Raw genomic sequence first — 21589 nt, 5'->3', positions numbered from 1 at the left:
CTGAGGTGTGGTGTCGGTTTGCGGGGTGGCGTATAATATTCCTGTTACACCCCTGTATCCCTTTGTGGCGGCCCTGACCGCCACAAAGGCACACCGGCGGCGAAGCCGCACCTACGGGTAGTTGGGGTTGTTGAACGTCGGGATCTCGATGCTGATCGTCTGCAACTCCGACATGTACAACAACACGAACTGGCGCAGCAGTTCGTCGAACGCCCAGTAGGCGTCCGGTGCGAGCGGCAACGGCAGCAGGCCTTCGCGCACCGCGATGAACGGCCGCCACCCGACGTTCAGCAGCGTGCCCCAGACCGGCTCGGGAGGGATCTTCAGCCAGTCGGCGATCCGGTCGCCGAGCACGTAGCGGGTCAGTGCCCCCAGGATCGGCCGGGTCAGCAACGTGAAGTCCAGTCCCGCACCGAGATCGAGGAGCATGTCGGCGAGCTTCAGCCCCTCCGGGGTCGGCGCCAGGATCGGATCGAGCACCTGCGTCGCCTGGGCTTCGGCGTCTGCCCACGTCGCGGGAATGTACTGGTCCTGGACACCGAGCATGTGCGCGCTGACCTGCCACGAATGCAGGAACGCCTCGCTCTCGTCCGCGGCGACCGGCACCTGCCAGTTCTTCAGCACGCGCATCACCGAGGTCGGGAGGCTGTGCCAGGTGACCATGATGTCGTGCTGACTGATGGGATATTCCTCGGGCGCCACGTCGATCCAGTGCGACGACTGCGGCAGCAGGTGCCGCACCCCGGCGTGCGCGAGACGTGTTTTCAGGCCCGTCACGATCATCTCGCCGTCGGGCAGATAGGCGTTGCGCGAACCGATGTCGTAGCCGAGTTTCGCCGTCCGCGAGATGCGGCGCTTCATGTTGGCGCCGCCCTTGGAGTAGTAGACGGCGACCGATTCCTTCGGGATGACGGTGCTCATCATGCCGCTCGCGAAGCCGTAGAGGACACCGAGATAGAGCCCGCGCTTGTCGTTGAATTTCACTGCAGTGGCGAGCTTTCCGACATCCGCCCATTCCGGGAGCTGTCGATGCCGCTCGAGAAAGGCGTGCAGGTCGGCAGGCAGCCCGGCGGGGAGCGGCTGCCCGTTCTTCTTCCACCCGCGCAACAGGTCGTTGACCAAGGGGACCTCACCGCGCTCGAACAGCGACGCGACCAGCGTGTCCGCCTCCTCATCCCACACCAGGTGAGGATCCGCTCCGTCGCCGGTACCGGGTATCGACCCGGCCGGCGACCATCTCCACGGACGAGCCTGCGCCGGGGTCGCCGCCGCGACCGCCCCGAGCGCCGCGAGCGCCCCTCCGGCTTTCAGAACGTTCCGTCTGCTCAAATCGGACATCCGCAGCCCCCATTGGCTTCGATGTGGCAATGTAACAGCAGCAGTTACCCTGTATCAGGAGAGCACATCGCCACGATCCTCACGGAAGATTCCCGGAATCCGTCCCGAAGCGTCACCCTGTAACAGGGTCATCACAGGAGGTAGCCGTGGAATCAAGATCGTCGACCAGGTCGGGATTGTTCAGATCGACGTCGCTTCTCGAACGCGCGTACAGCGACGCCGTCGAGCCGGCGGACGACCCCGACACGACCCGAACCCGTCTGCTCGATGCGGCATACGACCAGTTCTGCCGGATGGGCATTCAGCGGTCGACGATGGAGGATGTCGCCAAGCGCGCCAACCTTTCCCGCATCACGATCTACCGCAAGTTCGACACCAAGGAGGCCCTGGTCGACCAGGTGATCCTGCGGGAGTTCAGCCGGTATTTCACCCGGTTCATCGAAGAGGTCGCCGGCGCCCCCACGGTCGCCGACCGTGTGATTCTCGGCTTCGTGAGCTCACTGCGGACGATCCGCACCAATCCGCTCGTCACCGCGCTGATCGAAACCGACCCCACCTCGTTCGCCGGATCCATCATCGGTGCGAACGGCGAAATGCTCTCGGCAGTACAGATATTCGTTGCCGGGCAGCTTCGACGCGAGCAGGCGTCCGGCACCGTCGCCGCGGAACTCGACGTCGACCTGGTCGCGGAGATGATGGTCCGGATCACCGGCTCGTTCCTCGCTTTTCCCAGTCGCATCGTCGATCTCGACGACGACGCCGAACTGACGGCGATCGCACGCCGATTCCTGGTGCCCATGCTGCAGGTGCCGCAACAGGAAGCCGGCTGAGTCACCCACCGAAGCAAGGATGTTCCCACCCCGCCGTCGTCGGAAGGCCCAACCGTGCACCACACGCTCGACGAACTGGGTTACTACCTGCTGGCCGGGGCGGGCGGCGACGGGCCGAGAACTCTGGTCGAGGAGGCCCGCCGCGGGGAGAAACTCGGCTTCGGCACCGCGTTCATCTCCGAACGGTGGAACATCAAGGAGGCCTCGTCGCTGACCGGGGCGGCGTGCGCGGTCACCGAGCGCATGCGCATCGCCACCGCGGCGACCAACCACAACACCCGGCACCCGCTCATCACCGCCTCGTGGGCCACCACGATGCACCGCCTCTCCGGTGGCCGGTTCACCCTCGGGATCGGCCGCGGCATCGCCGCTCTGTACTCCGCGTTCGGTGTGCCCGAGGTGACCACCGCGCAGATGGAGGACTTCGCGCAGGTCATGCGCAGGCTGTGGCGCGGCGAGGTCGTCGTCGGACATTCCGGTCCGATCGGTGAATACCCGCTGCTGTTCCTCGATCCCGATTTCGACGAGGACATCCGCCTCGCCCTGGTGGCGTTCGGGCCACGCTCACTCGCGCTGGGAGGACGGGCGTTCGACGACGTCGTCCTGCACACCTACTTCACACCCGAGACCCTGCAACGGTCGGTGGCAATCGTGAAGAAGGCCGCCGAAGAGGCGGGCCGCGACCCCGACGACGTCCGGGTGTGGTCGTGCCTCGCGACCGTCGGCGACCACCTGCCCGAGGAACTGCGGTTGAAGAAGTCGGTGGCGCGGCTCGCGACGTACCTGCAGGGTTACGGCGATCTGCTGGTGCGGACGAACAACTGGGATCCCGCTGTGCTGCAACGCTTCCGAAGCGACCCGGTGCTTCTCTCGATTCCGGGTGGGATCGACCACAAGGCGTCGGCCGACCAGATCGAGCACATCGCGACGCTGCTTCCCGACGAATGGCTCGAACCCGCGGCCACCGGATCCGCCGGGCAGTGCGCACAGCGGATCCGACGCGAGTTCGACTACGGCGCCGACGCGGTGATCCTGCACGGTTGCACACCCGACGAACTGGAGCCGATCGTCACCGCCTATCGCGCGAGGTGATCCGGGCACGGTCGTCCGAACGCACGACGACGCCGACCACCGACCCCTGATACCGTCCACGCGGATCAGGGGAGGAGCACACATGCACCGGCGGCCGCGAGCGACACGGTTCGGTACGATCGCCGTTGCCGCGGTCGCGATCGCCGGGCTCGCGACCGGTCCCGCCGCTGCGTCCCCGCCGGAACAAGGTACGTGTCCGCACACGATCGTCTTCGGTGTCGACGGCACCCTCAAGGTCGGCAAGCCCACATCGACGGTCCATCCGATCCTCGAGGGCCTGGCCGAACGCGGGGCACGCACCGTGCGGATCGACTATCCGGGGGAGATCAGTCCGCTCGGGAGCCACACGTACGACCGGTCCAAGGAGATCGGAGTCCGTGAACTGCACCGGCAGATCACCCTCGCCCACGCCGAGTGCCCCGGGGCGGCGTATCGCGTCGTCGGCTTCTCCCAGGGTGCCGCGATCGCCGGTGACGTCCTCGCCGATCTCACGCAGGACCTGGACCGCCCGGCCGATCTCGCCGGGGTGGTGATCGCCGACCCGCGTACCCCCGGCACCGGCGCGGAGGTCGTCGCGCCCGGTGCTCTTCCGGGGATCTCGTTCACGGGTGAGCGTGCTGGGTTCGGGACCGTTCCGGTCGCCACGGTTTGCGCCCTGGGCGACGCCGTCTGCGACATGGTCGACCCGCGCGCGGACTCCAGTGAAGCCGCGCGCCGCGTCGAGCGCTACTTCGCGATTCATCAGCACTATGTGGAACTGACCGTCGGCGACCGTCCGTTCGTCGACGCGATGATCGATCTTGTCGAGCATCCGCGGACCGCAGTGGTCCGGATCGGCTGACCGCGGCTCGTTGGTGTCCGTCACCGCGAATTCGGTACCGTTCGAGAGGACTCGCAACAGTGTGTGTCGCGTTCGGCTCGGCACAGCCGAAAGAGGGAGGTTCCCGTGGCTGGTGGTCTCGTCGCCCTGCTGGACGACGTCGCGCTGATTGCGAAGGCAGCTGCAGCATCCATCGACGACATAGGTGCAGCCGCCGGTAAGGCCAGCGTGAAGGCGGCGGGTGTGGTCGTCGACGACACGGCCGTCACCCCGCGCTACGTGCACGGGTTCACCCCCGACCGCGAGCTGCCGATCATCCGCAAGATCGCGATCGGATCGATCCGGAACAAACTGCTGATCATCCTGCCGGTCGCGATGATCCTCAGTGAGTTCCTGCCGCAGGCGCTGCCGTACCTGCTGATCGCCGGCGGCCTGTTCCTCTGCTACGAGGGCGCCGAGAAGGTCTACGAAGCGCTCACCGGCGGGCACCACGAGGAAGAGGGCGCCACCGCGGCCGAGAAGGGGCCCGCGTTCGAGAAGACGATGGTCAGCGGTGCGATCCGCACCGACCTGATCCTGTCCGCCGAGATCATGGTGATCTCCCTGTCGTCGGTCGAGAACGAACCGTTCCTCACCCGGCTGCTGGTGCTCATCGTCGTCGCCATCCTCATCACCGCCCTGGTGTACGGCGTGGTCGCGTTGATCGTGAAGATGGACGACGTGGGCCTGGCGCTCGCCGGACGCGAATCGAAGTTCAGCCAGAAGATCGGCCGCGGTCTCGTCGCCGCGATGCCCAAGGTGATGTCGGTGCTGACCGTCGTCGGTATCGCCGCGATGCTGTGGGTCGGTGGCCACATCCTGATTGTCAATGTCGGCGAGGCCGGGTTCCATTGGCCGGCCGATCGGCTCCACGATCTCGAGCACTGGTTCGGTGAGCTCGTGCACGGCGGGTTCGGTGGTGTCCTGTCGTGGACCGCGGGCACGGTGGCATCGGCCCTCGTCGGCCTCGTCCTCGGCGCGCTGGTCGTGCTGATCATGCACCTGATTCCGAAGCGCAAGAAGCACGCGCACGAGGTCCACTGAGGCGGTAGACAGCCGCGCGCTGCCGTCCGCGCGCCGCTGTCTTCTCGCTCGGCGGATCCGGTTCGCTACGCCCCTGCCCGGCCGATCCCGCGCACCGCGTCGGCGAACGCTCTCATCAGTTCCGGGTCCTTGACGCCGCGGCTCGACTCGATGCCGCTGGACACATCCACACCCCACGCACCCGACGTCTCGACCGCGCGGGCCACATTGCCCGGGTTCAGCCCGCCGGCGAGAATCCACCGGCCCTGCGGCAGTCCGCTGCGATCCTGCCAGTCCCACGTGACCCCGGCACCGGCGACCGCACCGTCGACCAGCAGGAGGTCGGCGCCGAAGTCCTCGTCGAGTGCCTCGGCACCGCCGGTGTTCACGGCGCGGATCACCGTCAGCCCGGCGTCGTGCAGCATCCGCACGTCGTCCGCGGACCGCAGGTCGTGCACCTGAACATGATCGATGTTCGCGGCTTTCGCGGTCGCGACGACCTCGTCGAGCGGCATCTTCACGTACACCCCGACCGCGAGGACTCCCGCGGGAACCCGCGATCGCAGTTGCGCCGCCTGCTCGACGGACACGCGGCGCGGGCTCTCGGCGAAAACGAAGCCGACTGCGTCGACCCCGAGTCCGACGGCCAGCTCCACCGTCGCCTCGTCGCGCAACCCACACATCTTGATGAACGTCACCGCATGCCTCTCGTCCTCGCGTGCCTTCTCATCGACGATATTGCAGGTGCCGGTCTCCGGCGAACACGATCCGCTTCGGGAGGAACCACCCCCCGCGTGGGGGGTATCGGGACCACGCCCGGGGGCGCACGCTGAATCACACCAGCACCGAAGCGCCGAGCGACCGGGAGGAAATCCTTATGCATCGAATCATCCACGCCGATGCACTGTTCCGGCTCGGACCCGAACAGACCTGGGACCTCGTCTTCGGCAACCGGCTACAGCGGTTCGTGGAGTTGTCCCCCTCCATCGTCGCGGTCGAAGACTACGAGATGCGCGCGAACGGGACGCCGAGGTACGCGATGGTCTTCCGCATCGGTCCCACCACGATCCGCAGGATCTCCGACTATTCCGTCTACGACCGACCGCGCAGAACCGTCAACGCCGTGCTGGGCGGTCTCTTCGGGGGCACCTACGAGACGGTCTTCGGTCCCGAAGGACCGGATACCCGACTGTCCTACCGCTGGAGAATCGAACCCAACACACCGGTGGCCCGAGTCCTGCTGCCGGTGCTCGCACCTCTGCTCGCCCGCGCGCTCCGCAAGGACCTCCGCGCAATCGCGAGAGCCGCCCGGGGCACGCCGAAGGACGAGAAACGCTCCACTGCTCGATGACCGATACTGCAGCGCGTCGCCCCACCGTGGTGACGTCGCGAAGGACGGAGCGCCCTATCCCGCGGCCTTGCGCACGAGTTCCCGCAGACGCTGCTCGATCTCGTCGTTCACCTCGAGCACCGCGAAAGCCGTGGGCCAGAACGATCCGTCGTCGAGGAGGGCATCCTCGTTGAAACCGACCGTTCCGTACCGGGTGTCGAACTTCGACGCAGGTTGATAGAAGACGACGACCTTGCCGTCGCGGGAATAGGAGGGGAAGCCGTACCAGGTCTTCGGGTCGAGGTGGGGAGCCTCCTCGGTCACGATCGTGTGGAGACGCTCGGCGATCTGCTTGTCGGCGCCGGTCAGCGCGGCGATCGCGTCGAGGCACGCCTGCGCCTCACGCTCCCGCTTCGCGGCGCCCTTGCCGCTCCGGCCCTGCTCGCGGAGTTCGGCGGCGCGCTGTTTCATCGCGGCGCGCTCTGCCTCGGTGAAGCTCGTTTCGTCTCCGGTGTTCTTCGCCATCGGTTCCATCCCCTCGTGAATGCCGAAGCAGTTTCCGGGTGGGTCACGATCAGCGGCACCCGGGAGCCACGCCAGCATCATTCCACTCCTGGTTTCGGACGGGGTCGGAACAGGACGGAGGCGACGATGTCGAACCTCTTGTAGCGTCGTCCACACCGGGCGTGGAGTTCGGAACGGCTGTAGACGTATTGAATGGCGGTTGGCGTATGGATATTTCCGCACACCAACCACCATTTCAGGAGCGAATCCGGCGGATCGACTGTCGGGCCCGTTCGGTTGTGCCTCCCCAGATTCCGAAGGCTTCCCCGGTCTCGACGGCGTGCTGCCGGCATCGGTCGACGACTGCGCAGCGCGCACAGATTTCGAGGGCGGTTCGTTCTCGCCGGGCTCGTTCGCCTCGGGTCTCGTCGTCGTGACCGAAGAACAGGTTCGACAGAAAGTTTCGGCAGAGCGCCTCCCGTCGCCACGCCGCATCGTTCCGGTCATCTGCGGGTGGAGCAGGTTCTCGCGCCCGCCCCTCATACGTTGTTGCTTTCATCGGCATCGAGCGTGCACGCAGGTGGAATCCGTTCAGTGCATGTGACTTCCGCCGTTGATGTCGATGGTGGTTCCGGTGAGGTAGGCGGCGTCATCCGAGGACAGGAAGGTGATGACGGAGGCGACCTCACGGGTGGTTGCTGTACGGCCGAGCGGGACCCCGGCGCGGATCGCCGCTTCCTGCTCGTCTGTGCTGCCGACGCGGATGCTGGTGTCGACGGCGCCGGGGGTGACGGCGTTGACGGTGACTCCGCTGTCTTCCAGTTCGCGGGCGAGCGACTTGGTGAAGCCGAGGATTGCGGCCTTCGCGGAGGAATAGGGGACCTTGCCGAACACTCCGCCACCACGCTGGGCAGACACGGAGGACATGTTCACGATCCGGCCCCAGCCGTTGTCGATCATGGCCGGCAGGAATGCGCGCGTGACGAGGTAGGTGCCGGTTGCGTTGACCGCCATCACCTTGTTCCAGAGGTCGAGCGTCGTTTCCAGGAAGGGGACGGGGGAGGTGATGCCGGCGATGTTGGCGAGGGCACCGACCGGAGGCAGGTTGCCTGCCGCGACTTCCGCAGCGACGGCGGCATGCGCGCGATGCACGGAGTCCTCGTCGGCGACGTCGATGGCGTGGCCGAAAGCGGGCACCGAGTACTCGCTGCCGATCTCGGCGGCGACCTTGGCGGACTTCTCGCCGTCGAGATCGAGAACGACGACGGCCCAGCCGTCTTCGGCGTAGCGGCGGGCGGTGGCGAGGCCGATACCACGATCGGAGGTGGCTCCGGTGATCACAGCAGTGCGAGCGGTGGTGGACATGGGGATCTCCTTCTGGGTCAGGGAATGAGGGGGGAGATGAATCGTGCTGCCGCCGCAGTGGCGTCGGCGCGCTGGGGGTCGGTGACGTCGCGGGTTTCGAGTTCGAGACTGAAGTGACCTGCGTACTCGATGTCGGCGAGAGCACCTATGCCGCAGGCGAAGTCGGCGGCGCCGTTGCCGATGCTCAGGTTGATGTTGCCGGGGACGGCGTCGCGCAGGTGAACGTGGGTGATCCGGGGCCCGAACAGGTCGACGAACATGGCCGGATCGCTACCCGACGCGACGATGTGGCTGAAGTCCATGACGATGCCGATGTCCGGAGAGAGCCGCCCGGTCAGATCGGAAGCCCTGGTGATGTCGCGGCACAGGCGATGCAGGTGCAGTGATTCCGTCCACACAGCGACACCGAAGTCGTATGCGAGATCCGACGCCCACGACAGCGCGGCTGCGACGACATCGAGGTCCTCGTCGAGGGAGCGGACCGGGTCGTGGTCGAGCGCACCGCACGGCAACACCAGCGCCTCGGCACCGACTCCCGAGGCCAGGGCGAGAAGGTGCTCGAGATGCTCCTTCCGTACGTGCCGTTGCGGTCCTGTCAGGATCGCGTTCAGATCGCCGATATCGCCGTTGACGCTGCGTACCCGCGTTCCTGATGCCGTCACCACCGCCGTGACGGTGTCGACGGTCCGGCGGTCGAGCACGTAGGGGACGTGGTCGCAGACTCCGGGCAGCGCCCCGAGATCGATCTCGTCGAAACCGAGGCCCGCGATGGTCGCCAGCGCCGACTCGAGGTCGAGGTGACGGAAGCTGATCGTCGAACAGCCGAGCCGAGGGTGGATCACAGTCGCTTCCTCCTGGTGGTGGTGACGGGGACCACGGTATGCGTTTGACTGTTAACAGTCAACGGTCGCCGGTTGGTAGTTGACATCAATGGTGGTGCCGGTCACACTGGAGGTCACTGTTGACAGTCGACATACTTTCCTCATCGCCTCGCCGGGGATTTCCCGGTTCGTCAGGAGAACGACATGAGCACAGACGCTCTGCAGATGCGGGGACCGGTCCACGGAACGAAAGACGCCAAACGCGTCGCGATCGGATCCTCGGTGGGCGCGGTCATCGAGACCTACGACTTCATCGGCTTCGGTACCGCTGCCGCGCTCTACTTCGGCACCGCGTTCTTTCCGAGCGGGGATCCGGTCATCGGTACCCTCGCCGCCTTCGCCACGCTCGGCGTCGGCTTCGCCGCCCGTCCACTGGGCGGCATCATCGGCGGGCATCTCGGCGACCGCGTCGGCCGGAAGCCGGTGCTGGTCGCGTCCCTGATCATCATGGGACTGGCCACTTTTGCGATCGGCCTGCTCCCGACATACACCCAGGCCGGACTCGTTGCGCCGGCGTTGCTGGTGACGGTGCGCATCATCCAGGGCCTTGCATTCGGAGCAGAGTGGGGCGGCGCAATCCTCATGAGCTACGAGCACGCACCTTGGAAGTCCAAGGGGCGCTACACCGGCATAGTGCAGGCAGGGTTTCCGGTCGGACTGCTGTTGGCCAACCTGGTCTTCTTGTTCAGCGTCCATCTCGGAGACGATTGGGCGTGGCGAGTACCGTTCCTGGCCAGCATCGTCCTGGTTGTCGTCGGATTGATCATCCGCTCCAAGGTTCCGGAATCCCCGGTGTTCGAGGACGTCAAGGACAGTGGCGAGATCGCCGCGTCACCGGTCCTCGACTCGATCAAGAAGGACTGGCGCGACATCCTGCGCGGCATCGGCCTGCGGATCGCCGAGACCGCCGGCTATGCGGTCTCCATCACCTACATGATCTCCTACCTGCACGAGAACGGTCTCGCTGGTAAGTCGGAAACCCTTGTCGCACTGTGCATCGCCGCCGCAATCGGCATCTTCGCGACCATCGGATGGGCGACGCTGACCGACCGCGTCGGACGCAGGCCGGTCTACCTCGGCGTCTGCGCGTTCGCCACCGTGTTCGGCGTGCCGATGTTCCTTCTCGTCAACACCGGGACCTTCGCTCTGGTCATCGCCACCATCGTCATCGCCTACGCGGTGTGCCAGAACGCCCTCGCCGGCACCCAGGGCTCCTGGTTCCCGGAACTGTTCCGGGCAGCACGCCGCGCATCCGGCGCGTCCCTCGCCTACCAGATCTCCGCCATGATCTCCGGTTTCACTCCCTTCGTCACCACCCTGCTCTACTTCTCCTTCGGGTGGCTCGGTCCCGCACTCCTCTTCAGCGCTTACGGATTGCTCGGCCTCGTGACGGCGGTGTTCACCCGCGAAACCTGGGGGCCGGCGGAACGCCACCTCGCCGCAGAGGCCGGCCGTAACGACCACACCGAGCACGGTGGGTCCTCGCTCCCCCCTTCCACATCGACTCTCAAGGAAAAGGAACTGCTGTGACCACCACCGCGCCCACGGACGCCGTTCCCCGCGACGTACGGATCGCCGCCATCGACGAATTCGCCTATCGCGCCCGGCACAACGCCCTCGACATGGGCGAGGTACAAGGACAGGGCTACGTCGGACAGGCTCTCGGAGCTGCGGACATCCTCGCCACCGTCTACGCCACCCAACTGCGCTTCCGGCCCGAGGATCCCGAATGGGAGGACCGCGACCGGTTCCTGCTGTCGACCGGACACTATGCGATCGGGCTCTACGCCGCCCTCGCCGAAGCCGGCATCATCTCCCGCGACGAGCTGCTTACCTACGCCATGGACGACTCCCGACTCCCCATGTCCGGAATGGCCTCGTACACACCGGGAATGGAGATTTCCGGCGGGTCCCTGGGCCACGGGCTGACGGTCGCGGTCGGGATGGCACTCGGACTGCGGCACCGAGGATCGAAAGCGCGAGTATTCAACTTCCTGTCGGACGGAGAGCTCGACGAGGGGTCGACATGGGAAGCCGCGATGAGCGCCCACCACCACCGGCTCGGCAACCTCGTCGCGATGGTCGACATCAACTCCCTGCAAGCCGACGGCCCCACCCGCGGCGTCCTGAGCACCGAACCGGTGCACGACAAGTGGGCCGCCTGCGGCTGGCGCACCTATCGCGTCGACGGCAACGACACCTCCGCGCTGCTCGACGCCTTCGACGACGCGGTAGCAGGCTGCGCGGACCAAGGTGCACCGGCAATCGTGTTGTGCGACACCCGCGTCGGCAAGGGAGTCCCGCTGCTCGAGAACCGGGAGAAGGCGCACTTCATGCGCATCGAAGAAGACGAATGGCAGATCTGCCGAGACCAGCTGACCGCCGGACACAACCCCGAGGACCCGCGATGACCACCGCTACCCCCAAGCTCAAGACTTCGGCGATGATCGCCTCGTTCGTCGACCCCGGCCAGAAGACGGCTGCGGCACCGTTCGGGCATGCACTGGTCGCCGCGGCACAGCAGAACGACAAGATTGTGGGTCTGTCCGCAGATCTGGCGAAGTACACGGACATGCACATCTTCGCCGAGGCGTTCCCGGATCGGTTCTTCCAGATGGGCATGGCCGAGCAACTCCTGTTCGGTGCGGCCGCCGGGATGGCGGAGACCGGACTCGTCCCCTTCGCGTCCACATACTCGGTGTTCGCCGCCCGCCGCGCCTATGACTTCCTGTGCCTCGACATCGCCGAACCCAACCTCAACGTCAACATCGTCGGCGGGCTTCCGGGCCTCACCACCGGCTACGGGCCGAGCCACCAGGCCACCGAGGACATCGCCATCTTCCGCGGCATGCCGAACCTGACGATCGTGGACCCCTGCGATTCGGTCGACATCGAACAGGCGGTCCCACAGCTCGCCGCCAGCGACGGCCCGACCTATCTCCGGCTGCTGCGGGGCAAGGTCGCCACCGTTCTCGACGAGTACGACTACACATTCGAACTCGGGAAGGCGAAGGTGCTCCGCGGCGGGAACGACGTGGTGTTCGTCTCCAGTGGACTGATGACGATGCGAGCGCTGCAGGCCGCGCAGGAGCTGTCGCGTCACCACGTCGACGTCGCCGTCGTCCACACACCCACCATCAAGCCGTTCGACACCGCGACGGTGCTCGCCGAGATCGACACCGACCGGCTCGTCGTCACCCTCGAGAACCACACCGTCGTCGGCGGGCTGTTCGAGACCGTCGCGGCCACCGCCGCGCGCGCCGGCGTCGGCCGGAAGATCGTGCCGATCGCCCTGCCGGACGAGTTCCTCGACGCGGGCGCGCTACCGACCCTGCACGACCGCTACGGGCTGAGCACCGATCGGGTCGTCGCCAAGGTTCTCGCCGAACTCGGCTGAAACCGGTACGGGTCCGCACCGGCGGGCGCGCGGACCCGTACCATTGTCGACAGGACTGCTGTCAACAGTTACCCGCCGACACCGACCGGAGGCACCATGGCCGCCCAACCCGCACTCCTCGGACTGGAACGCACCAGCCTCCGGCAGCAGGCCGTTGCTGCGCTGCGCACCGCCATCACCAGTGGTGCCCTCGCTCCCAGCAGCCCCCTGGTCGAGACCGAACTGTCCGAGAAACTCCAGATCAGCCGCGGCACCCTCCGTGAAGCGATGCGCCAACTGCAGCAAGAGGGCCTGATCACCACCGGAGCCCGCGGCCGGCTCTACGTGCGGCACCTCGACGCCAAGGAGATCCGCGACATCTTCGCCGTCCGCGCCGCGCTCGAAGCGCTGGCGGTCCGAGAACTCGCCGCCCGCCCCGACCGCGCCGACGTCATCCCGGAGTTGCGCGAGGCACTCACCGTCATGGCAGCAGCCGAGGACGATCTCGAGGCCCGGATCGAATCGGATCTCGACTTTCACCGGTCCCTGTGCAAAGTCACGGGGAACGAGACGCTGATGCACTCCTGGCAGTCCCTCGAGGGATCCATCCGCATGTCCATCATGTTCGCGGGCCTCGAGAAAGCTGTCGGCAACATGGACGTGGGTCGCCACAGCGCCATCGTCGACGCGGTCGAAACCGGTGACGCAGACGAAGCGGCTGCAGCCGTACGAGCCCATATGAGCTGGGCAGCAAACAATTTGGTGTCATAACGTCAGGCCATGGTGGCCCTGGGGCCGTCTCGCACCTGCAAGACGGCCCGGTCCGGAATCTTCGGAGCTGATCGATAATCCGATCGACGCCTGTCGATCTCTTCACATCACCCTTCTGCCCCCTGCGTGTCCTGTCCGCTCGCGCCGTGGCTGCGAGCTTCGATGGCCTCCACGGACTTCCTGAACTGCTTACCCAACATTCGGGTTCCGACGATTCCGAGCACGCCCGCGAGAACCCTCCCCTTGAGGTTCTTGCCGTCACGGACCACAACGACGTCCACGTCGGTCTTTCCGGTGGACTGCGGCGTCAGAGTGTAGGTGTGGCTCGAGGCCCCGCCCCACAGATTGGAATCGGTGGTCGTCAGCACGACGTGGTGAGGGTCGCTCCAGTCGTAGTGCAGGCGTTCCCAGATTCCGCTCGAGCCCTCGGTGACGTCGGCGTCGTGGGGGCCTCGGTTGTGCACCTCGAGATAGTTGTCCGCGCTGTTGCCGAAGAGTTCCTTGCGACCGGGCCCGAAGTCGGTGAGACCGGCAATGAATTGCTCGGGTGTCGCGGTGGTCGTCTGGTGAAGGTGGATCGTGGTCATGGCGTGTTCCTCGATGATTGAGTGATCCGCTCCCGCCCCGGAGGCCGGGTGATGACCTGTCCAGCACACCACTGCTGAACACATCGCGAAAGAGGGTCCGAATCGCAACGCCTCGTGCCGCTCCCGACCAGGACGATCGGGAGACGGCAGGTATCGGCGTCCGGCACGGAACCGGACGCCGATACCGGTCACGTCATCTCGAAGCTGCGTCGGCAGCGCGGCCGAGATGGTGAGCGAAGTACCGCGCCGAGCTGTCGCGCTCGTAATCCGGGATGCGTCTGCCGGGATAGGCGTGCAGCGCCTTCTCCTTCGAGGCGAAGGCGTCGAACAACGCGACTCCGGATGCGTTGTCGAATTCCTTCTCGTCCCACGGAATTCGGCACTCGACCGGAACGGTGACCTTCCTTGCGGCCTCGATCAGATCATCGTTCACGAAGACTCCGCCGAAGCTGAGGGCAGCGATCCGGGGTTCGACCGCCGCCCACATCACCCCGGTTGCCACGCCCAGGTTCATGCCGCCGTAGCCGATCGGCGCTTCGACACCGATCTCGGGTAGTGCCCGTAGCGCGTCGAGGGTCGCCTGCCATTCCGGCACCGCACGCTCCGCCAGCGACATGTTGTACTCGGCGACGATCGGAGCGATCGGCTCGCCTTCCGTGCGCGCCCGATGGATGGCCTCGACCCACCGTTGATCCTGAGCGTTTCGCGGTCTGTCACCGTGGCCTGGCGCGTCGATGGCAGCGACGGTGAATCCATGAGCGGTCACGCCGTGGAGTGCGCCGGCCACCAGTCCCGGCGCCTTCTTGTGCATGCCGCCGGAGTGCCCGGACAGCAGCAGCGGTGCGCCTGAGGTTCCGGACGTGGGCGTCCAGAGCACACCGGTGATCTCATCCAGGGTGAATCGACGTTCGATGACACCGTTCGACGATGTCTCGGAGGTGAAGTGCATGATGCAGCCTTTCGGGGTTGCCTTGTTCAGGCGCTCCCGGCGATACCTGCATCGATCACCCGACCGCGAACACGAGTGGGAGCACCCACATGGTTGTTGCGTTCATGGGTCTCACCTCCTCGCGTGAAGTCACGGTCGGGCGCACGCTATCAATCCGAGCCGAAGCCCGTCCATTCAATTTTCTGCCCGCACACACGCTGAGCAGTTCCGGTCCATGAATGCACCGAAGTGGTGATCGGTGCACGGATATTTCCGTACACCAACCACCACTTCAGGAGTAGATCGGAGGCGCTCCGCCGGGCGATGTCAGTGCGTAGCGACAGGCTGGTCGGCCTGCTCCACGGCAGCACCGTCCGTCAACGGGTAGACCGGGTACTCCACGCCCGAGAGGTACTGCACGGTACGCACCACCTGGCAGGAGTAGCCGAACTCGTTGTCGTACCAGACGTAGAGGATGGCGGTGTCGCCGTCGACGATCGCAGCGTTCGCGTCGACGATGCACGCCGCGCGCGATCCGATGAAGTCGCTGGACACGGCGTCGGTGGCAGCCGTGTAGTCGAGGTTCCGGCTCAGCGCACCGGTGAGCGACTCCTGGCGGAGGTGCTCGAGCACCTCTTCCTTGGTGGTCTCACGGTTCAACTGCAGGTGCAGGATGGCGACGGACACATCCGGCGTGGGGACGCGGATCGAGTTGCCGGTGATCTTGGCCTTCAGGTCGGGCAGGGCCTTCGCAACCGCCGAAGCGGCACCGGTCTCGGTGAGCACCAGGTTGAACGGTGCGGAGCGACCGCGGCGGTCGGCCTTGTGGTAGTTGTCCAGCAGGTTCTGGTCGTTGGTGAACGAGTGCACGGTCTCGACGTGGCCGCGCAGAACGCCGAACTTGTCGTCCATGGTCTTCAGCGGCGGGACGATGGCGTTGGTGGTGCAGGACGCGCACGAGACGATCTTCTCGGCCGGATCGATGCTGCGGTGGTTGACACCGTGCACGATGTTGGGCAGGTCGCCCTTGCCCGGTGCGGTGAGCACCACCTTGGCGATACCGGGGCGGAGGTGCTTCGACAGTCCGTCACGGTCGCGCCAGATCCCGGTGTTGTCGATCAGGATGGCGTTGTCGATGCCGTACTCGGTGTAGTCGACGGTCGCCGGATCGTTGCTGTAGATGAACTTGATGACGTTGCCGTTGGCGATCAGGGTGTTGTTCTCGGTGTCGACCTTGATCGTGCCGTTGAACTGCCCGTGGACCGAGTCGCGGCGCAGCAGCGAGGCGCGCTTGGTCAGGTCGTCACCGCCACCCTTGCGAACCACGACGGCGCGCAGGTTCAGGCCGTTACCCGAGCCGGCCTTCTCGATGAGCAGACGGGCGACGAGACGCCCGATTCGCCCGAACCCGTACAGGACCACGTCCTGCGGCTTCGGAGTGTGCGTCTGGCCGCCACCGACCAGGTCGGCGAGGCTCTCGGCGACGAACTCGGGGATCGATCGTCCGGCGCTCTCGGCGTGGTACGCCGTCACCAGGAGGCCGAGGTCGATCTTCGACGGCCGCAGGTCGAGGTCGGTCAGCGCCTCGAGGAACGGGAAGGTCTCCTCGACGGACAGCTCGTCGCCGCGGATCTGCCGCGCGAAACGATGGGTCCGGAGAATGTCGATGACCGACTTGTTCACGAGGGAGCGGCTGTGAAGCAAGATCGTGACCGAGTGCCGGCGGTGCAGGCCGCCGATGATCGGGATCATCGCTTCCGCAAGCGCCTCTTCGGAGTTCCAATGTGCCAATTCCGGGGTGCTCACTGCGCTCCTCTGTCCTTCCGGCTCGACTGACCCGTCCGCAGGTTGGGTGCCACCCGGACGAGACGCACGTCACTCGCCGGTCAGCGTTCTGGATCGGTGGAACAGTTCGCGACCGACGCCGATTTCGACGTGTGCAGCGCCATCATATGAGAGCGCTCTTACAGGTCGACGCCCGGTAGCCGGAAACCGACCCTCGTGGGCCTGGTCGTCTCACGGGATGACCGGGAATCTCTCCCGGGGCGTGTCCCGGAAAGCACCCTCATGCCGATCCGGGCGGCACCGGAACCTTCCCGGAAGAAGGAAACCGGTCGGTACGGAGCAGGGTCCGAAACGGGTACCCCACCCCGCCGGTCGACCGTTTCCGAACTCCCGCGCGCACGCGATCCTCGAAGAACCCGAAACGCTCCACTCACCGTGAGGCACACATGTCCGACCCACCGGCCACGCTCTCACCCGCTGCGGTGATCGAACACGCGACCCCCGCCGGCGCTCAGTCATGGGCTCCCGCGGACCGAAGACCGGTCGCCTCCGCCGTCGAAAGGACCCCTGCGGCGGCGCAGCACGGACCACCGTCCCTGTTTGATTTTCGGCACCGAGTGTCGTAACCCTGAAGGAAAGGTGCGCAGCTGTCTCCGTCCGCTCGGACGACCTCGCTGCCACGAATCGCCCCCTGCGGCAGTTCGTGGAACCAGGGTCGACAACTCGCCCCACCCCATCCCGACGGCGACCCCAGAAAGAAAAGAACCCCTCCGATGATCACCTCGTTCGTCCTCCGACCGGTTGCTCGCACAATCGCCGTCGCCCTGATTCTCGCCGACACCGTCCTGGCCACCCGGATCCCGGAGCTGCCCGACTGGGACGAGGCAGGCAACCCCGTCCGCCACTGACACCCCACTCGCCCCGAACGAACTCCTGCGGCCCGACGCATCGACACTTCCGTCGTTGCATCACCGGTGCAGGCCAGGGCGAGCGCCACGCGGCTGCGGACAGGCTCCGCGGCGGCGACGGTCAGGATGCCCGACCACTGCACCTCGGAGGGAATCCGGGGCAGCTTCGTCAACCGGGACACCACACGCCGCGTCAACCGAGTGTGAAGCGGCCCCGGCCAACGGGATTGGACTCGCGCAAACCAGCCGTCCCTTGCTGCACTCGTGTGTCGACACCTCACACGTCGGGGACGGTGGAACGCCGTCTCAACAATCGGTCAGATGTTCAGATTTGTCTACACACGACGAAAATTGTGGTTGGCGTACGCATATATCGGTACGCCAACCACGATTTCGGACGCACCTGGGTTCAATCCGAGATGACGGACGGCGGAGCAACCGCACGCAGCGGCACCGCCGCGGTCTATCGGCTCAGCCTCGCGCCATGTCCACGAAGCGTGACAGGTGCAGCTGGTGCGCAACCGTGATCGTGGCCGTCGGACCGTTACGGTGCTTGCCCACGATGAGGTCCGCCTCGCCACCGCGCGGGTCGTCGCGTTCGAACGCGTCGGGACGGTGCAGCAGGATGACCATGTCGGCGTCCTGCTCGAGGCTGTTGTGCACCGAGATGCCGTCGGCCACGAAATTATGGGTGCCCGGGACGGTTCCGTCGAACACGTCCTGCTCGCCGAGGCTCTCGATGGAGACGATCTCGTCCCAGAACACGTTGTTCGTCGCGACCATGTCGATGTCGGCGGTGTCCAGGACACCGGCGACCTGCGCCAGGCTCGATCGTGCACCCGATGCGGACCGGGATACCGCGGCGGCGACCAGTTCGGCGGGGGCGAGGTTCTCGACCGCGAGGAGCCGGGCGAGTTCGGCCTCGATCTCGGGGGTGACCGTATCGGCGCTGTGCCGCACCAGCTTCGGGCCGAGCTGCGCGAGCACCCACTGCGCTGCGGTGCCGTACTTGCCGACGTCGTGCAGGAAGACGGCCTCGTTCTCGCGGCCGGTGACGACCACGCCCCAGCCCGCAGCGGTCTCGACGATCCGCGCGAACACACCGATCCGTAGGAGCAGGCGGGCCAGGTCGTCCGCGAGCCGCCGACCGGCGGACGGGAAGCGGATCACCGCGCGCGCGGCCTCGGCATCCCACGCGACCTCGCCGCCGTCCTCCCAAACGTGGCAGACGAACGCCGCAACCTGAGCCTTCGGCAGCGAAAATGCCTGTGCGGGAACACAACCCTGCGCGACCGCACGACCCGCGAGATCGAACACCTCGTCGTCCGACAGTTCGACGACCTCGAGCGGAGCAGGCAGGGCGCGGGGAACCGCGACACGCTCGCCGGCCATCAGCTCGCCGAGCGGAATCCAGCCGTCGACGGTGAGGAACGGATGGTTCGCCGTGGCCTCGACCCGACGACCCGAATCGAGCGTCAGCCGGAACACTTCCTTGCGCCCGGACGGGAACACCTTCATCATCGGGCGGGCGACCATGCGCATGCGCTCGTCGAGCGACCACACCTCCGGCTGTTCGCCGGACTCCAGCAACTCGCCGAGGGTGACCTCACAGCCGTTGTCCGCCCGCAGCACCCGAGTGCTCGCGGGAAGGCAGCCCGACTCGCGGAGGTCCGAAACCTGCGGCTTCTTGTCGGTGCGCTGCTCGGGGCCACGGTTGAGCTGACACACCGCGACGACCGGAACCTCGAGTTCCTTCGCGAGAAGCTTGAGGCTACGCGAGAATTCGGAGACTTCCTGCTGACGCGACTCGACCTTCTTGCCGGACGACATCAGCTGCAGGTAGTCGATGACGATGAGACGGATGTCGTGCTTCTGCTTGAGCCGCCGCGCCTTTGCGCGGATCTCCATCATCGTCAGGTTGGGGGAGTCGTCGATGAACAGCGGGGCCTCGCTGATCTCGCTCATCCGTCGGGCCAGGCGCGTCCAGTCGTCGTCGGTCATACGGCCGGACCGCATGTCGCCGAGCTTGATCTTCGCCTCGGCGGAGAGCAGACGCATGACGATCTCCGTCTTGCCCATCTCCAGGGAGAAGATGACCGACGCCATGCCGTGCTTGATCGAGCACGACCGCATGAAGTCCATGCTGAGCGTCGAATTGTGGGTGGGGACCATCGACCGGCCCGCCAGGTACAGGTGCTCGCCGTCGACCTCGACGCACCGCACCGGCACCGACGCGACGGGCCGTACCGCGACGACGCGGCGTTCCTGCGCGACGGCGGGACGGTTCTCCTTGTGCTGCAGGGCTTTGCTGGGCAGCACGAACACGTCGTCGTCGGCGGTGAAGGACACCGAACCGGATTCGAGGGTGCGGGTGTAGCCGAGGCCGGCGAGCAGTTCGGCGATGTCCTCGAGCAAGCGCGGGCAGTCGCTCTCGAAACGGACGGTGCCGTCGTCCTCGACGGTGGCCCCGGCATCGAGGACTCCGGCGAGCAGGTCGCGGCGCTGCCGTTCCGAGGCTCGCAGATAGGCCTCGGGGATGTGGGCGCCGAGCGTCATCAGCTCCTCGGCGAAGTCGCCGTCGCCTTCCATCCGCATGTGCAGGTCCGGGTCCTCGGAGGGCCCACCGAGCCACGCACCCAACGTGAACGGCGCGACCGGCAGGTCCGCGTCCGGCAACTGCAGCGCCGCACTGTTGGCGACGACGTGACCGTCCGCGACGGTCGCGGCCAGCTCGCCGGTGGTGCGGATCCCCGCGACCGTGCGCCACTGGTGCTGTTCGTCGGCGACGACGACGGTGCCGTCGGAGAATTCGATCTCGTAGCAGGGACGGCCGGTCATGACCGGCGTCGCGGCGACGACGCGTGTCGGCGCGCCGTGGGCGTCGAGCAACAGATCGCCCACCGCGACCTCGCCCATCGTGGTCCACCCGGTGGGGGTGGGCAGGGGAGTGTCCAGCGCGAGCGCCTTACCGACACCGGGGCGCGCGGCGACGATGATCATCTGCCCGGCGTGCAGGCCATTGGTGAGTTCGTCGAGTTCGGCGAAGCCGGTGGGGACACCGAGGGAGATGCCGCCGCGGCTGGCGATGGAGTCGATCTCGTCCATCGTCGGCTGCAGCAGTTCCTCGAGGGGAACGAAGTCCTCGGTGGTGCGTCGCTCGGCGACGTCGAAGATCTCGGCCTGGGCGCGGTCGACGACCTCGGCGACGTCCTGTCCTTCGGCGCCGGCGTAGCCGTACTGGACGATGCGGGTGCCCGCCTCGACGAGGCGGCGCAGCACTGCCTTCTCGGCGACGATCTCGGCGTAGTAGCCGGCGTTGGCGGCCGTGGGCACCGTCTGGGTCAGTGTCACCAGGTAGGCGGCGCCGCCGATGCGCTTGAGTTCGCCGCGGCGGTCGAGTTCGGCGGACACGGTCACCGGGTCGGCCGGTTCACCGCGGCTGTAGAGGTCGAGGATCGAGTCGTAGACGACCTGGTGGGCGGGCCGGTAGAAGTCGCCGGGCCGCAGCACCTCGAGGACGTCTGCGATGGCGTCCTTGCTGAGCAACATGCCGCCGAGCACCGACTGCTCCGCGACCATGTCCTGGGGAGGCTGCCGACCGAAGTCGCCGCCCGGTTCTTCCGGGGGTTCGTTGTAGTCGGAATGGCCTCGATCGTCCACAACAGCCACGCGATGCCATCCTTCCCCATCCGCGTTCCACGTTCGGTAGGGCGTGGTCGACGCGTATGTCCGTACACACGTTCTACTCGCCCCCACCGACATTCAGCGTGCAGGCTCGCTCGACGTTAGGGACTCCGACGCGCCGATCCAAATCGGGTTGTGCACATATCTGTGGATGAAATGTGGAAAGGGGAGGACACGCTTGTGCACCTCCTGTGGAAAAACTGGGGACAACACATCTCACACTTGGGATACGACCAGGTCATCGGCCCAAAATCGCTTTTCACAACTGTGTACAACGACGATTTCGGCGTGTCGCACACCGGGCGTGTTCGCTGCTTCGTTCCCGAAA

The 21589-nt window shown here is 66.3% G+C and carries 20 protein-coding genes; 10 read left to right on the top strand and 10 right to left on the bottom strand.

The genetic code is table 11. From position 1 onward, the window contains the following. Positions 1 to 111: 111 nt before the first annotated feature. Positions 112 to 1338, bottom strand: coding sequence for an oxygenase MpaB family protein (locus tag ACWDTS_RS18760; protein WP_197252690.1), 1227 nt, complete (start codon positions 1336 to 1338; stop codon positions 112 to 114). A 176-nt stretch (positions 1339 to 1514) separates the two neighbouring features. On the opposite strand from ACWDTS_RS18760, the gene ACWDTS_RS18755 reads away from it, so the two are divergent. From ACWDTS_RS18755 to ACWDTS_RS18740, 4 genes are all read left to right on the top strand, one after another. Next, on the top strand, positions 1515 to 2168 hold the full coding sequence (locus ACWDTS_RS18755; RefSeq protein ID WP_248674670.1) for a TetR/AcrR family transcriptional regulator: 654 nt from the start codon (positions 1515 to 1517) through the stop codon (positions 2166 to 2168). Positions 2169 to 2222: 54 nt separating this feature from the next. Then, positions 2223 to 3260 carry a TIGR03857 family LLM class F420-dependent oxidoreductase gene (locus ACWDTS_RS18750; protein WP_248674669.1) on the top strand — a complete coding sequence of 346 codons (1038 nt, stop codon included), beginning with the start codon at positions 2223 to 2225 and terminating at the stop codon, positions 3258 to 3260. Between the two features lie 82 nt (positions 3261 to 3342). Next, positions 3343 to 4101 carry a cutinase family protein gene (locus ACWDTS_RS18745; protein ID WP_248674668.1) on the top strand — a complete coding sequence of 253 codons (759 nt, stop codon included), beginning with the start codon at positions 3343 to 3345 and terminating at the stop codon, positions 4099 to 4101. A gap of 105 nt (positions 4102 to 4206) precedes the next feature. Further along, a complete protein-coding gene (locus ACWDTS_RS18740) occupies positions 4207 to 5163 on the top strand; it encodes a DUF808 domain-containing protein (protein WP_248674666.1) in 957 nt (318 codons plus the stop codon). A gap of 65 nt (positions 5164 to 5228) precedes the next feature. Here the strand turns inward: ACWDTS_RS18740 and ACWDTS_RS18735 are convergent, their stop codons facing one another. Next, positions 5229 to 5840 carry a phosphoribosylanthranilate isomerase gene (locus ACWDTS_RS18735; protein ID WP_248674664.1) on the bottom strand — a complete coding sequence of 204 codons (612 nt, stop codon included), beginning with the start codon at positions 5838 to 5840 and terminating at the stop codon, positions 5229 to 5231. A gap of 179 nt (positions 5841 to 6019) precedes the next feature. On the opposite strand from ACWDTS_RS18735, the gene ACWDTS_RS18730 reads away from it, so the two are divergent. Further along, the gene (locus ACWDTS_RS18730; protein ID WP_450108900.1) at positions 6020 to 6493 is read left to right on the top strand and encodes an SRPBCC family protein; all 474 of its coding nucleotides are present in this window, start codon (positions 6020 to 6022) and stop codon (positions 6491 to 6493) included. Positions 6494 to 6547: 54 nt separating this feature from the next. Here ACWDTS_RS18730 and ACWDTS_RS18725 read toward each other — a convergent pair whose 3' ends face one another. The 4 genes from ACWDTS_RS18725 to ACWDTS_RS18710 all read right to left on the bottom strand — a co-directional run bounded on the left by ACWDTS_RS18725 (position 6548) and on the right by ACWDTS_RS18710 (position 9183). Beyond that, positions 6548 to 6997, bottom strand: coding sequence for a hypothetical protein (locus ACWDTS_RS18725; protein WP_450118790.1), 450 nt, complete (start codon positions 6995 to 6997; stop codon positions 6548 to 6550). A 235-nt stretch (positions 6998 to 7232) separates the two neighbouring features. Continuing rightward, positions 7233 to 7535: a WhiB family transcriptional regulator gene (locus tag ACWDTS_RS18720; RefSeq protein ID WP_450118789.1), complete on the bottom strand. Its 303-nt coding sequence runs from the start codon at positions 7533 to 7535 to the stop codon at positions 7233 to 7235. A gap of 32 nt (positions 7536 to 7567) precedes the next feature. Beyond that, entirely contained in the window at positions 7568 to 8341 is a 774-nt protein-coding gene (locus tag ACWDTS_RS18715) for an SDR family NAD(P)-dependent oxidoreductase (RefSeq protein ID WP_450108897.1), read from the bottom strand. A gap of 17 nt (positions 8342 to 8358) precedes the next feature. Continuing rightward, positions 8359 to 9183, bottom strand: coding sequence for a sugar phosphate isomerase/epimerase family protein (locus ACWDTS_RS18710; protein WP_450118788.1), 825 nt, complete (start codon positions 9181 to 9183; stop codon positions 8359 to 8361). A 183-nt stretch (positions 9184 to 9366) separates the two neighbouring features. Between ACWDTS_RS18710 and ACWDTS_RS18705 the strand changes: the two genes are divergently transcribed. The 4 genes from ACWDTS_RS18705 (at position 9367) to ACWDTS_RS18690 (ending at position 13369) form a co-directional block, all read left to right on the top strand. Beyond that, positions 9367 to 10752: an MFS transporter gene (locus ACWDTS_RS18705; RefSeq protein WP_450118787.1), complete on the top strand. Its 1386-nt coding sequence runs from the start codon at positions 9367 to 9369 to the stop codon at positions 10750 to 10752. Then, positions 10749 to 11633, top strand: a complete 885-nt coding sequence (locus tag ACWDTS_RS18700; RefSeq protein WP_450118786.1) for a transketolase — start codon at positions 10749 to 10751, stop codon at positions 11631 to 11633. The genes ACWDTS_RS18705 and ACWDTS_RS18700 overlap by 4 nt, the downstream gene beginning before the upstream one ends. Beyond that, entirely contained in the window at positions 11630 to 12619 is a 990-nt protein-coding gene (locus ACWDTS_RS18695) for a transketolase family protein (RefSeq protein ID WP_450118785.1), read from the top strand. Before ACWDTS_RS18700 ends, ACWDTS_RS18695 begins: the two co-directional genes overlap by 4 nt. 96 nt (positions 12620 to 12715) lie before the next feature. Next, on the top strand, positions 12716 to 13369 hold the full coding sequence (locus tag ACWDTS_RS18690; RefSeq protein ID WP_450108892.1) for a GntR family transcriptional regulator: 654 nt from the start codon (positions 12716 to 12718) through the stop codon (positions 13367 to 13369). A 107-nt stretch (positions 13370 to 13476) separates the two neighbouring features. Here the strand turns inward: ACWDTS_RS18690 and ACWDTS_RS18685 are convergent, their stop codons facing one another. The 3 genes from ACWDTS_RS18685 to ACWDTS_RS18675 form a co-directional block, all read right to left on the bottom strand. Continuing rightward, complete coding sequence (locus tag ACWDTS_RS18685) at positions 13477 to 13956, bottom strand: hypothetical protein (protein ID WP_450108891.1); 480 nt, start codon at positions 13954 to 13956, stop codon at positions 13477 to 13479. A gap of 193 nt (positions 13957 to 14149) precedes the next feature. Further along, positions 14150 to 14905 (bottom strand): alpha/beta hydrolase, encoded by a 756-nt coding sequence (locus ACWDTS_RS18680; RefSeq protein WP_450118784.1) that lies wholly within the window; start codon positions 14903 to 14905, stop codon positions 14150 to 14152. A 306-nt stretch (positions 14906 to 15211) separates the two neighbouring features. Then, on the bottom strand, positions 15212 to 16690 hold the full coding sequence (locus ACWDTS_RS18675) for a glyceraldehyde-3-phosphate dehydrogenase (RefSeq protein WP_450118783.1): 1479 nt from the start codon (positions 16688 to 16690) through the stop codon (positions 15212 to 15214). Positions 16691 to 17442: 752 nt separating this feature from the next. Here ACWDTS_RS18675 and ACWDTS_RS18670 point away from each other — a divergent pair. Next, positions 17443 to 17577 (top strand): hypothetical protein, encoded by a 135-nt coding sequence (locus ACWDTS_RS18670; RefSeq protein ID WP_450118782.1) that lies wholly within the window; start codon positions 17443 to 17445, stop codon positions 17575 to 17577. Positions 17578 to 18048: 471 nt separating this feature from the next. Here the strand turns inward: ACWDTS_RS18670 and dnaB are convergent, their stop codons facing one another. Continuing rightward, positions 18049 to 21246: a replicative DNA helicase gene (gene dnaB, locus ACWDTS_RS18665; protein WP_450108888.1), complete on the bottom strand. Its 3198-nt coding sequence runs from the start codon at positions 21244 to 21246 to the stop codon at positions 18049 to 18051. Positions 21247 to 21589: the final 343 nt, after the last annotated feature.

The organism is Rhodococcus sp. NPDC003383, assembly GCF_053589115.1.
Note: the sequence above shows the minus strand (reverse complement) of the source record. Positions and strands in the feature narration are given on the sequence as shown.